This window comes from Pseudomonas sp. 382 (assembly GCF_002759075.1).
Classification (GTDB): Bacteria; Pseudomonadota; Gammaproteobacteria; order Pseudomonadales; family Pseudomonadaceae; genus Aquipseudomonas; species Aquipseudomonas vlassakiae.
On record NZ_PEMX01000013.1, the window covers coordinates 20,965 to 32,914 of the forward strand.

Annotated in this window: 13 protein-coding genes and 1 pseudogene; 4 read left to right on the top strand and 10 right to left on the bottom strand. The window is 64.2% G+C overall.

Annotation, left to right across the window (positions count from 1 at the left end):
- Positions 1-207: a hypothetical protein gene (locus tag CQW31_RS16300; RefSeq protein ID WP_099814898.1), complete on the bottom strand. Its 207-nt coding sequence runs from the start codon at positions 205-207 to the stop codon at positions 1-3.
- A gap of 100 nt (positions 208-307) precedes the next feature.
- Between CQW31_RS16300 and CQW31_RS32170 the strand changes: the two are divergent.
- Together CQW31_RS32170 and CQW31_RS16315 are read left to right on the top strand one after the other, a co-directional pair.
- Positions 308-1,529: pseudogene (locus CQW31_RS32170) on the top strand (acyl-CoA dehydrogenase family protein); the annotation flags it as partial.
- A gap of 25 nt (positions 1,530-1,554) precedes the next feature.
- Positions 1,555-2,055, top strand: coding sequence for a methylated-DNA--[protein]-cysteine S-methyltransferase (locus CQW31_RS16315; protein WP_099814899.1), 501 nt, complete (start codon positions 1,555-1,557; stop codon positions 2,053-2,055).
- A 35-nt stretch (positions 2,056-2,090) separates the two neighbouring features.
- On the opposite strand, the gene CQW31_RS31670 is transcribed toward CQW31_RS16315, so the two are convergent.
- From CQW31_RS31670 to CQW31_RS16330, 3 genes are all read right to left on the bottom strand, one after another.
- Positions 2,091-2,324, bottom strand: coding sequence for a hypothetical protein (locus CQW31_RS31670; protein ID WP_099814900.1), 234 nt, complete (start codon positions 2,322-2,324; stop codon positions 2,091-2,093).
- The gene (locus CQW31_RS16325; RefSeq protein ID WP_099814901.1) at positions 2,321-3,064 is read right to left on the bottom strand and encodes a carbon-nitrogen hydrolase family protein; all 744 of its coding nucleotides are present in this window, start codon (positions 3,062-3,064) and stop codon (positions 2,321-2,323) included. The genes CQW31_RS31670 and CQW31_RS16325 overlap by 4 nt, the downstream gene beginning before the upstream one ends.
- 78 nt (positions 3,065-3,142) lie before the next feature.
- Entirely contained in the window at positions 3,143-3,658 is a 516-nt protein-coding gene (locus CQW31_RS16330; RefSeq protein ID WP_099814902.1) for a DUF3016 domain-containing protein, read from the bottom strand.
- A gap of 74 nt (positions 3,659-3,732) precedes the next feature.
- On the opposite strand from CQW31_RS16330, the gene CQW31_RS16335 reads away from it, so the two are divergent.
- Positions 3,733-4,458 (top strand): metallophosphoesterase, encoded by a 726-nt coding sequence (locus tag CQW31_RS16335; protein WP_099814903.1) that lies wholly within the window; start codon positions 3,733-3,735, stop codon positions 4,456-4,458.
- Here the strand turns inward: CQW31_RS16335 and CQW31_RS16340 are convergent.
- The gene (locus tag CQW31_RS16340; protein ID WP_099814904.1) at positions 4,406-5,020 is read right to left on the bottom strand and encodes a LysE family translocator; all 615 of its coding nucleotides are present in this window, start codon (positions 5,018-5,020) and stop codon (positions 4,406-4,408) included. The genes CQW31_RS16335 and CQW31_RS16340 overlap by 53 nt on opposite strands.
- Positions 5,021-5,081: 61 nt before the next feature.
- Entirely contained in the window at positions 5,082-5,900 is an 819-nt protein-coding gene (locus CQW31_RS16345; RefSeq protein ID WP_054884563.1) for an AraC family transcriptional regulator, read from the bottom strand.
- A 130-nt stretch (positions 5,901-6,030) separates the two neighbouring features.
- Between CQW31_RS16345 and CQW31_RS16350 the strand changes: the two genes are divergently transcribed.
- The gene (locus CQW31_RS16350) at positions 6,031-6,654 is read left to right on the top strand and encodes a LysE family translocator (RefSeq protein ID WP_099814905.1); all 624 of its coding nucleotides are present in this window, start codon (positions 6,031-6,033) and stop codon (positions 6,652-6,654) included.
- Here the strand turns inward: CQW31_RS16350 and CQW31_RS16355 are convergent.
- The 4 genes from CQW31_RS16355 to eco all read right to left on the bottom strand — a co-directional run bounded on the left by CQW31_RS16355 (position 6,651) and on the right by eco (position 11,916).
- Positions 6,651-8,978 (bottom strand): autotransporter outer membrane beta-barrel domain-containing protein, encoded by a 2,328-nt coding sequence (locus tag CQW31_RS16355; protein WP_099814906.1) that lies wholly within the window; start codon positions 8,976-8,978, stop codon positions 6,651-6,653. The genes CQW31_RS16350 and CQW31_RS16355 overlap by 4 nt on opposite strands.
- A gap of 133 nt (positions 8,979-9,111) precedes the next feature.
- Positions 9,112-9,387: a peptidylprolyl isomerase gene (locus CQW31_RS16360; RefSeq protein ID WP_099814907.1), complete on the bottom strand. Its 276-nt coding sequence runs from the start codon at positions 9,385-9,387 to the stop codon at positions 9,112-9,114.
- Between the two features lie 36 nt (positions 9,388-9,423).
- Positions 9,424-11,379: an acetoacetate--CoA ligase gene (locus CQW31_RS16365; protein ID WP_099814908.1), complete on the bottom strand. Its 1,956-nt coding sequence runs from the start codon at positions 11,377-11,379 to the stop codon at positions 9,424-9,426.
- 57 nt (positions 11,380-11,436) lie between these two features.
- Positions 11,437-11,916, bottom strand: coding sequence for a serine protease inhibitor ecotin (gene eco, locus CQW31_RS16370; RefSeq protein WP_054884559.1), 480 nt, complete (start codon positions 11,914-11,916; stop codon positions 11,437-11,439).
- Positions 11,917-11,950: the final 34 nt, after the last annotated feature.

Genomic DNA, 11,950 nt, shown 5'->3' on the forward strand with positions numbered 1-11,950 from the left:
CTACCTGGTTTGTTTGGCCATGTTCAGGTTCCGGCACTGTACCTCGGCATCAGTCCTGCTCGGGTAACTGGGTTTGAGCCGCTCCTTTTCCTGATTGTCATAGATATCGAAACCGCCGCATTCGGTCGCCGCGTAGTAACGGGTGCCGATGCGGAACGACTGCTTTTCGATGGGCACCGCCGGAACGATAACGAATCTTGATTGCATGTTTCGTGCCTCCCCAGGCAGAGATTTAAGTATTAGTCGGGCCTTTGCTAGCCATCAAGGTGGCTCATGAAGAAAAGATCGCAGCCCCAGTCCCGGCGCTGGTGAGCAGGACCTGACCGAGAACATCATTCATCTGGTGCTGGCCTGCCTGCCTGATGCACCGCAGGTGCGAAAGGTATTTCCCTGTTCCTGGTGCCGAAAATGCGGGTCGGGGACAATGGCACGCCGGGTGAGGCCAACGCGGTCAGCTGTGCTTCGATCGAGCACAAGATGGGCATCAGAGCTTCGGCCACCTGCGTGATGAACTTCGACGGCGCCATCGGTTACCTGGTTGGCGAGCCGAACAAGGGCCTCAGTGCCATGTTCACCATGATGAACTACGAGCGTCTGGGCGTGGCAATTCAGGGCCTGGCCCTGGGCGAGCGCTCCTACCAGAACGCCATGGCCTATGCCCGCGACCGCCAGCAGGGCCGTGCACCGACCTGCGCCGAGGCGCCCGGGCAGGCCACCGACCCGATCATCGTGCACCCGGATGTGCGGCGCATGCTGCTGACCATGAAAGCACTGAACGAAGACGGGCCCGCGTTTTCCACCTATGTGGCGCTGCAGCTGGAGCTGGCCAGGTACAGCGAGGATGCCGGCGTGCGTCGCCTGGCCGAGGCCAAGGTGGCCTTGCTGACGCCGGTGGCCAAGGCTTTCCTCACCGACATGGGCCTGGAAACTACCGTGCATGGCCAGCAGGTGTTCGGTGGCCACGGGTATGTCCGTGAATGGGGCCAGGAACAGCTGGTCCGCGATTGCCGCATTACCCAGATCTACGAGGGCGCCAATGGTATCCAGGCCCTCGACTTAGGCGCTGCGCTGTGGCGCGGTGGCTGGCTGCACACCGGTGACCTGGCCTGCGTCGATGCAGGTGGCGTGTTGCGCATCCGTGATCGCATCAAGGATGTGATCAAGACCGGTGGTGAGTGGGTAGCTCGGTCGAACTGGAAAGCCTGATCAGCCAGCACCCGGCCGTTGAGGCGGTGGCGGTGGTCGGCGTGCCGGACCCGCAGTGGGGCGAGCAGCCGCTGGCCTTGCTGGTGTGCATTGAAGGCCGGCAACTGGATGCGGCGGCACTGGCTGAACACCTGCAACCCTTTGTCGCCAGCGGCCAGCTGAACAAGTGGGCGATTCCACGGCAGATACGCTGTGTCGGGCAAATTCCGAAAACCAGCGTAGGCAAGGTCCGACAAGAAGCTGATCCGGCAGTCGCTGCTTACCGAATAACCCGCGCAAGAAAGCGAGTGCGGGAGGCGGCGCGCGACGTTAAAGTGCGCTGAAACTGGTTTGCCGTAGGGAACTCAGATGTCCAGCGCCTTTACTTTATTGCCGTCTCCGGTTGGCACCCTGACCTTGGTGGCACGCGGCGAGCGACTCGCCGCCGTGCTGTGGGAGGAAGAGCGCGAGAACCGCGTGCGGCTTGGCGAGCTGCACCGCGATGATCGCCACCCGACGCTGCGCGAAACGGCCCGTCAGTTGGGCGAGTACTTCGCCGGCACGCGCCAGCGCTTCGAACTGGCGCTGGACTTTGCCGGTACCGAGTTCCAGCGCCAGGTGTGGGCGGCCTTGCTGACCATTCCCTTTGGCCAAACCCGCAGCTACCGCGACATCGCCTGCCAGATCGGCAACCCCGGTGCCGTGCGGGCAGTGGGGGCCGCCAACGGGCGCAATCCGATCTCGATCATTGCCCCGTGTCACCGGGTGATCGGCGCGTCCGGGAGCCTCACCGGGTTTGCCGGGGGCTTGCCCGCCAAGCAGTATCTGCTGGCACTGGAAGGGAGACAGAGCCTGGCCCTGGATCTGTGAGATACCTGTACCGGCCCATTCGCGGGAGAGGCTGCTCAGCTGACCAGGAGGCACACGACCAGCGCTAGCACAGACCCGGCTATCAGTGTGTACTGGCGCCGTGCACGCTGTGCATGCGGCCGTACCTCGCGCAGGCACTCGCCCGGCGTCGGTGCATCGGGCCGGTTTCGCAAACCCTCGGCAATTTCAGCCAGCTGGCCCTGGATCAGCAGGCCGACCACGTAGTAGGTGAGGGCAAAACTGAACAGCGTCGACAGCAGAAACTTTATGCTTCAGGCACATCCAGCAACAGGCCGAGCGCGATGTTGCTGGCAGTATCCAGCAGGATCAGCCCTTCGGCCTTGTCATCCAGTGCTGCCAGCAGGTTACCCTGGCTGTCCCACGTTGCAGAGCCGCCGGCACCAATGAAGTTGTCGGCCGGCCCGACGCAGTTGGCCAGCAGCACCGGAATGCCCAAGGTGCGCGCCACCTCCGGGTAATGCTCGTTGCCTTCGCGTATGCCTTTGGCGGTCTTGGCCACGCTGACCAGGTACAGCTCGGCACCGAGCCCATGGGCCTGTGCGGCATGTTCGATGAACATCGATTCATAGCAGATGGCAGGGGCGATCTGCAGCGTCCCCGCTTCGAACACCAGGGGTTGGTCTCCACGCGTGAAGAACGGCAGCTCATCGTCATGCAGGCGCTGCTTGGCATACGCCAGCGGCGGCAGGCCTGGGCGCAGGATGGGCATGCCAATGCGAATGCCCTCGGCGGTCGGGAGTGGCAGCCCTACGGCCACACTGATTGCCAGCCGGTCACAAAGCGTCTGCAAGGGCTCGAGGCGGGCAGAGGTCACCGGCAGGGCAACCTGGCGCGCCACGGTCGGCTCATAACCGGTCAACGACAGTTCCGGGAACACCACCAGCTCGGCGCCCAGTGCTGCGGCTTGCTCGATGCAGCGCAGATGGCGGGCGAGGTTGCCCGCCAGGTCACCTTTGCGCGACGCCAGTTGTACGGCACAGAGTTTCATGGTGTGTTCCTTCCCTGGTACAGGTCGAATGGCCGAGCATACCCTCGACACACTCGCCTGTACCAGCAAAGGGTTGCTTCAGGACGTCGAATGCGGCCCGAAGCGCTGGCGGAACCAGTCGTCAAGCATGGCTTTTTCCGCGTACAGGCGGTCACTGCTGTGGGAGGCGCGGCCTGGGCGGCTCAGGTACATCTTGTCACTGACCCGCTCCTGGGCCTGCTGGTCAGGCTTGCCGGGCTGGTGCAGGGTGTAGCTCAGGTCGATGGTCGGCCAGCTGATGTCACGCATGAAGCGCACATCGTAGGCCTGGCTGTGCCACGGTTCGTAACGGCCGGCAAGGTCGATGTCGCGAATGTCGATGACCAGCTGCTGGTCGGGCTGCAGGTAGCGCTGGCCGAGTTTCTGCAGGTACTCGGTCAGGGTCTTCATCACGTAGGGATCGGCGCCGCGTTCATAGCCAGGGCCATCGAGGCTGGCGTCGCGGAATTTCTCCGGGTGGTCGAAACGCACCTCGACCTGCGCAGGCGGGGTACCTTGTGCCATGCTGTTGAATGACAGCGCCATGAGCACGGCACAGACAAGAGCGTTACGCATGATGCACCTCCGGGGCGGGCTGCGTGTCGCACCATTTTACGCCGGGTCCAGCGCGCCAGCAGAGGAACATTGTAATGAGCCGGTTTCGGCGGGTAGCCGTCAACAGCAAGGGGCGCGACCTGGCCGTGGGCGATATCCACGGGCATTTTCGACGGCTTGAGCAGTGCCTGGACGCAGCAGGCTTCGACCCTGAGGTGGACCGGCTGTTCAGCGTCGGCGATCTGGTCGACCGCGGGCCGCACAGTGAAGCATGCCTGTGGTGGCTGGAGCAGCCCTGGTTCCACGCCGTGCAGGGCAATCACGAGTCGCTGGCGATCACCTGCCTGAATGGCGGGCGCCTGGACCTGGATATGTACCGTGCCGCAGGGGGTGGCTGGTTCATCGACATGCCCAGGGACAGGCAGGCGGTCTTTGTCGAACGGTTCCTGCAGCTGCCGATTGCAATGGAAGTGCAAACAGATGCCGGCCCGATAGGCTTGCTGCATGCCGACAGCCCTTTCAACGACTGGAATGCCTTGCGCGATAGCCTGCTGTTCGATGACGACGCCGGCGTCCGCGAGGTGTGCCAGTGGTCGCGCCAGCGCCTGAAAGAAGGCAACACCGAGCGCGTGGCAGGCTTGCGCGCCTTGCTGGTAGGGCATACGCCGGTATTGCGGGCCAGGCAGCTGGGCAACGTCTGGCATCTGGACACCGGTGGCTGGGCCAGCGGCCATTTCAGCCTGATGGACCTCGCCAGCCTGCGCCTGGTCAGCCCGGCAGCAGATGAATCAGCAGCGCCACGGCCAGCCCCATCAGCATGACCCCGCAGGCCCGTTCCAGCCACGGCAGGGCTCGAGCGAAGCGCCGCAGCAGGCGTTGATTGCCGATGGCCGCAGCCACCAACAGGTCCCACAGCAGCACGATGCTGAACATCCAGGCGCTGTAGAGCCATTTCCAGCCCGCGCTGCTGCTGGCCACCATGCCGGCGAGGCTGGCGTAGAACAGCGCGTTCTTCGGGTTCAGCGTCCCAGACAGAAAACCCACGCCCAGGCCATGCCACCAACCGACTACCGCACCCTTTCCGGCAACGGCGGTCAGTTCACTGTTACCGGCATGGCGCAGGAACAGCAGGCCGATGTACAGCAGGTAGCCGGCACCAGCCAATTGCAAGGCAATGAACTGTCCGCTGCCTTCGCGCAGGATGGCCAGGCCGGCAAAGGCCATGGCGATGAACACGCCATTGGCCAAGGCGATGCCCAGGCAGGCGCCGCTGGCCATGCGCCAGCCGGCCGCTACCGAGGTGCGGGCGACCAGGAAAAAGTCCGGGCCGGGTGAAAGCAGGGCGAGGAAGTGGGCGAAGGCGACGATCAGGAACTGCTCCATGGTGGGCTGTCTCGGTAGAAAAACCGCAGTCTGGAGGCTGCCCTGGCCCGGGTATTGAAGATTATTGCACGCGCCGATATTGCCCCGGCGTTACCCCGACATGGGCTTTGAATACCCGCTGGAAATGGCTCTGGTCGGCAAACCCCAGCTGGTAGGCAACCTCGGCCAAGGCCAACCCGCCACGTAGCAGCCGTCGGCCCCGGTTGATCCGTGCGTTGAGCAGGTAGGCATGGGGTGTCAGCCCGGTCGCGGCGCGAAACGCGCGGATCAGCTGATAGCGGCCAAGGCCTGCTTGCCTGGCCAGGCGTTCGAGGCTCAGTTGCGCCAGGTCTTGCGCTTCGATGTGTTCGATCAACCCCCGCAAGGTCGGCATCCCGAGCACGGGGGCCGGGGCCGCGAGCGCTGCCGGTTGCGCCGAAAAGTCGTGATCGCCGAGGAACGTCAGCAGCGCCGCTTCCTTCTCGCCGATGCCCGCCGCCGAGAAGAGCAGGTCGTTCAGCGCGCAGAATTCACGGTACAGCGCCGGTTCCCGGCTGATCCGCGCCGGGGCACCGGGCCTGGCGGCGGCAAGCCCTGACTCCAGCCGCCACTGTGCCAGCCAGGCGGCGTCGACATGCAGCATCTGGTAGCTCCAGGCCTGGCCGGGTGCAGGGTTGCAGGCATGCACCCGTTGCGCCGGCACCAGCACCAGGGTGCCCGGTTCCAGGCGCTCCTGGCCGTCGCCAGCGCCGGTGAAGCAGCTGCTGCCGGCATCCACCGCGCCGATGGAGAAGGTCGGGTGACTGTGCGCCTTGTAGCAGGCGCGGCTATGGCAGGCGCGGCGGCTTTCCACCCAGGGCAGTGCCGGGTCGTGCCAAAGCTGGTAGCGGGCAGTGGGCATGACAGGGTCCTCGATCAGCTGGGCAGCTTAGCAGCGGCGGGCGCCTGGCCATACAATTTTTGCCGCTGACTGTACCTTGACCCGGCGATGCCCGGCATCGACATTAACGGCTGATTGCCTGGAGAACAAAATGGATCTGTCGAGCCTGCTGCTATTCATCCCTGCCTGCTTTGCCCTGAACATGGCGCCGGGGCCGAACAACCTGTTGTCGCTGCACAATGCCAGCCGCTACGGCCTGCGTACCGCCTGCGTCGCCGGCGCCGGGCGGATTCTGGCCTTCAGCGGCATGATCGCCCTGGCCGCCATGGGCCTGGCGGTGGTGCTGCACACCAGCGAGTACCTGTTCCTGGCCATCAAGGTGCTGGGCGCGGCGTACCTGTTCTATATCGCCTGGCAGCTGTGGCGCGCCCCGGTCGGCGAGGCCGTGGTGGCCAGCGATCACCCGCGTGGCACGTGGCGCTTGGCGCTTCAGGAGTTCTGGGTGGCGGCGGGCAATCCGAAGGCCATCCTGATTTTCACCGCCTTTCTGCCGCAGTTCGTAACGGTGGGCAGCGCCACCCCGGTGAGCGAGCAGTTCCTCTGGCTGGGCGTGCTGTTCCTGCTCCTGGAGTGGGCGGCAATTGCCATCTACTCGGGCCTGGGTGCCTACATGCAACGCTGGTTCAGCCAGCCCGGTCCCCGCCGGCTGTTCAACCGGGTCAGCGCTTCGCTGCTCGGTTGCGCGGGTATCGGCCTGCTGGCGGCGCGCCGCTAGAACTGCCAGCGCACGCCCAGGTTGACGCCGCTGGCTTCCTGCTGGCGGCTGTCGAGGTTGCTTGAGTACTGCACGCCGCCGTGCAGGCTCAGCGCCTCGCTGACCTGGGCGACCAGGCCGGTTTCCAGCTGCAGCGAGGTGTAGCGGTAGTCGGTCTTGATCTTGTCCACATCATCGAAGGTCAAGGTATCGCGGCCGCCGTCGCCGTGCCACAGGTTCAGTTGCGCGTAGGGCTGCAGCAATCGCACGTTGCTTGTGTTGTAGGCGCCTTCGAGGCGCACGCCAAGCCGGCCGGTCAGCTCGACCTGGGCATCGTAGTTGACATGGGAGACGCTGTCGTTGGCGCTGTCCAGCGAGACCTTCTGGGCAATCAGTTGGGCTTGTGGCTCCAGGGTCCAGCGTTCAGAAACACTGATCGGGTAGCCGGACTCCAGCGAGGCGGTCCAGGCGTGGCCATCGATGTTCAGCTTGTCGCCGCGGTCGGAGCGGGCGCGGCCATCGAGCCTGGTGTATTGCAGCACGCTGTCGAGGTACCAGCCTTGCGGGCCTACCAGCGTCCAGTAGCCACCGACACTGTCGCCGTCGAGCTTGAGGTCACCCACACTGCGGTCCTCCACAGCCAGGGCAAAGCCTTTGACGTCGGCGTCCAGGCGGCTGTGGCTGACGTACAGGCCCAGGTGCTGGCGGTAGCCGTCATCGCTGACCTTGGCATACAGGTCCTGGCCCACCTTGAAGCCATACAGGTCACCGTCCAGGCTCGGGCTGACGGTGCCACTCCATTGCTGGCGCAACGCGCCGCCGTAGGCCTGGCCCCAGCTGGCCGACAGGCCGCCCTGGTTGGTCAGCAGTTGCTGATCGCCCTGGCGTTGATGGAAGGTGCCCAGCGCCTGGCGGGCAATGATTGCCGCACCTCGGGGTGCAGCGGCATACACCGGCACTTCAGGGCGATACAGGGGCACGCTGACACCGGCCACGGGGTCGGGCAGTTCAGCCTGGCCGGGGGCAGGTGCCGCCACGGGCGGGGTTGCTGCGGGCTCGAGCGGAGGCTGGCTGGGTTCGCCTGGTTGTTCTGGCTCTTGTGGGGTGGGGGCAGGTGTTGCCACCAGCGTCGAGCGCAGATACCAGCTGTCTTCACTGCCTTTGTTCACGCCGCCTTTGAACAGCCGGTAGTCGTAGGCACCGACCTTCAGCGTCTGGGTCTGCACAAAGGCATTGGCGCTGCTGGTGGCGCCATCACGGGCTTCGACGACCTGAATGCCGTTCTGTTTGGTGGCGGCACCCGCGCCTCCGAGATTGTTCACTACCAGGCCCGTGCTGCCACTGATGGTGCCCTGGCTGACCACCAGCCGGTCGGAGGCCGCGTCGTCGCTGGCGAGCACGCTGTTAACCCGCAGCAGGCCATTGTGACCCTCGTAGTTGCCATTGATGGTCAGGCGGCCCTGGGCGTCGTTGCCGGTGCTCAGGTCGATCGTGCCCGCATTGCGCACGCTGGCAAGCTGCCCTGAAGTAAAGGGCGCAACCGTGCCCTGGCGAGCAATGAGCGAGCTGCTGGCATCAATGCCCAAGGTGCCGGTGCCGGTACCTGCATCGCCGAGGGTAAGCGTATCGTTCAGCGTCAGGCGACTGCCCTGGTTCAGGTCGACAGTCTCGAAATTCAGGTAGTGGGCGCCGCCGTCAATCTCGCTGTCGATGAACTGCAGCTGGTCGTTGCCGGCACCGCCATCGATGTCGATGGTCAGGGTTTGCGGGTTGAGGTTGCTGATGGTGACCTTATCGTCGTCGACGCCCATGTCGACCCGGCCACCGATGGTGCCCCCCGACCAGTTCAGGACATCATTGCCGGCGCTGGCCAGCACGTCGCCTTTCAAGGTGCCGCCGTTGAGGGTGATGATATCCACGCCGCCACTGGTGCTGATGTTTGCGCCAATGGTGCCGCCATTGAGGGTGATGGTGTCATTGCCGAAGCCGCTGACCAGGTTGCCATCGATGAGGGTTTCGACACCGAGGTCCTGGGACATGACGAACACGTTGTCGGCGAGCTTGAGGTCTACCCGGCCAATCCGGCCACCTTTGAACACGGCGCTATCACCATCCTCGAAGGCGCCGACGATCTGCCCTCCCGTCATCTCGAAGGTGTCATAGCCTTGCCCCTGGTTCAGCGACTGGATGGTCCCCCCGGTCATCTTGAAATCGTCGATGTCCTGGGTCTGAACGACGGCACCCATGTTGTCGCCGGGCGAAACCACCAGGTCTTGTGCGTCAACGATCAGTGGCAGGGTAAGGAGGGGAAAGGCGGCTGGCAGCAGCAGGTAAGTGCAACGCATTGGCAGGTCTCCGTGTCCATTAGAGGGACCACTACCTGAAGCGGCATCTTAGGCGTCGCTTCGGCCCTGCCTGCGTTGTATGTAAAGCGCGAACACGGGACAACTGGCAAAAATGCTAGGTGGCCCGTGGCTATCAGTCGCGGTAGAAGGTCTGCACCAGGTGGTAGCCGAACTTGCTCTTGATCGGCCCGTGCACCACGCGCAAGGGTTTCTTGAAGATCACCTGGTCGATCGCGCCGACCAGCTGACCAGGGCGTACTTCGCCCAGGTCACCACCGCGCTTGCCCGAAGGGCAGGTGGAGAACTTCTTCGCCAGCACGTCGAAGGCCTCGCCGTTGGCGATGCGCTGCTTGAGCTTTTCAACTTCGTCAGCGGTCTTGACCAGGATGTGGCGGGCTTGAGCTTTCATGGGTACACCTGTGCTTCGGGGCAAAAAAGGGCGCCATTATGCCTGATCGCGCAGCTCCGTGCGGTCACGAAACTGCTCAAGCGCCTGCGGGTTGGCCAGAGCATCGGTATTTTTCACCGGCAACCCGTGCACCACGTTGCGAATGGCCAGTTCTACCAGCTTGCCACTGATGGTACGCGGGATGTCGCTGACCTGGGCGATCACCGCCGGCACATGGCGCGGCGTGGTGTACTGGCGGATCACTTGGCGAATGCGCTGGCGCAGGGCGTCGTCCAGTTGCAGGCCATCGCGCAGGCGCACGAACAGCACCACGCGCACATCGCCGTGCCAGTCCTGGCCGATGGCCACGCTTTCCAGCACCTCTTCAACCTTTTCCACCTGGCGGTAGATCTCTGCCGTGCCGATGCGCACACCGCCCGGGTTGAGCACGGCGTCGGAGCGGCCATGGATCAGCCAGCCGCCGCTGCTGCGCTGCTCGGCGTAGTCGCCCTGCGCCCAGACCCCGGGGAACTGGCTGAAATAGGCGTCGTGGTAACGGCTACCGTCGTCGTTCCAGAAACCCAGGGGCATTGACGGGAAATGGCGGGTACAGACCAGCTCGCCTTTTTCATCAAGCACCGGCTGGCCCTGCTCATTCCATACCTCCACGGCCATGCCCAGGCCCTTGCACGCCATCTCGCCACGGCGCACCGGCAGGGTCGGGTTACCGAGCACGAAGCACGAGACGATATCGGTGCCACCGGACATCGAAGCCAGGCATAGGTCGGCCTTGATCTTGCCGTATACGTAGTCGTAACTGTGTGGTGACAAGGGCGAACCGGTGGACAGGATCAGCCGCAGGCTGTCCAGCCGATGGCTGCAGGCCGGTTCCAGGCCTTCCTGTTCGAGCGCAGCCAGGTACTTGGCACTGGTACCGAAGGCGTGGATGCGTTCGGCGTCGATCAGGTCGAGCAGACGCTCCGGGCCGGGGTGGAACGGTGAACCATCGTACAGCACCAGGGTGGCACCGACGGCCAGGCCGCTGGCCAGCCAGTTCCACATCATCCAGCCACAGGTGGTGTAGTAGAACAACACGTCGTCGGCCTTCAGGTCGTTGTGCAGGCCGTGTTCCTTGAGGTGTTGCAGCAGCAGGCCACCGGCACGGTGAACGATGCACTTGGGCACGCCCGTGGTGCCGCTGGAATAGAGAATGTACAGCGGGTGGTCGAACGGCAGCGAGGCAAACTCAGGTTCGCCGCCGGGCTGGTAGACGTCATCCCACAGGCTGACCTTGGCGGCGGTGAATTCACACGCCTGTGTGTGGGGACGGGTATAGGGCACCACGATCAACTGCTGCAGCCCTGGCAACTGGGCGCAGACCTCATTGATCTTGTCGACCTGGTCGATCGACTTGCCGGCGTATTGATAACCGGCGCAGACCAGCAGCAGCTTCGGTTCGACCTGGCCGAACCGGTCGATGATGCCGTGCAGGCCGAACTCCGGCGAAGACATCGACCAAACCGCACCCAGGCTGGTGCAGGCAAGCATTGCCACCAAGGTTTGCCAGGTATTGGGCATGACCGCCGCGATGCGGTCACCGGGTTCGATGCCGGCTGCCTTGAACGCTTTCTGCAGGCCCGCGACTTCGGCGGCCAGTTGGGCATGGGTGAAGACCGTGCGCTGGCCATCTTCGCGCAGGGAAACCACCGCAGGCCGGTCGTCACGACGGCGCAACAGGTGTTCGGCGAAATTCAGGGTAGCCCCGTTGAACCAGCGGGCGTCAGGCATCTGTGCGCCTTCGAGCAGGACCTGGTTGGCAGGGGTATGCCAGGCCACATGAAAATAGTCGGCAAGGGTTTGCCAGAAGGCCGGGCGCTGCTCGATGCTCCAGCGGTGCAATGCCGCGTAGTCATTGAGCTGCAGGTTGTAACGCAGGTTCACCCGACGGCGGAAGGCATCCATCCGGCTGGCTTCGATCTGCGCCGTGGAGGGGCGCCAGAGCACATCGTTCATGCCGATCCTCCAGAGGCTGCTTGGGATTGAGGGCCCGTGAAGGGCCCTCGGGGTGACTTACTCCACTTTAGCCTTTTGCACCTCTTCCGATGCCGACCACACGCGATAACGCACTTCGACACCTTTGGGCACGTACACCACCACTGGCAGCTTGCTGTTGTAACGCAGCATGAAGCCTTCACCGACCACCGGCACGAAGGCCTGGGTCTTCTTGCCATCCGGGCAGGCCATCAGGGTGCTGGCTGGCCCACCGACCTTGTCCAGGCGGTAGTAGCTGTAGCCCCAGCCTTCGAGGGTGTGTTCTTCCAGGCTGCCGGCCAGGCGCTGGCGGTTGCAGTCCACTTCCAGCGTCTTGCCGGCCAGGATTTCCAGCTTGTGGGCCGATTCATCGGTTTGCGCCGGCAGGTGGATGACCTGCCGGGTGAAGCCTTTTTCCGCCTCGGGATAGGGCGCGACGTCCTTGAGGCTGGCTGCCATCGCCGGAGCGGCGGCGGCCAGGGTAAGGGCAAAGATCGCGGTCATTGGGGTTGGGCGCATAGGGCCTCCTTGCAGATAAACGAGTGCAAGACCG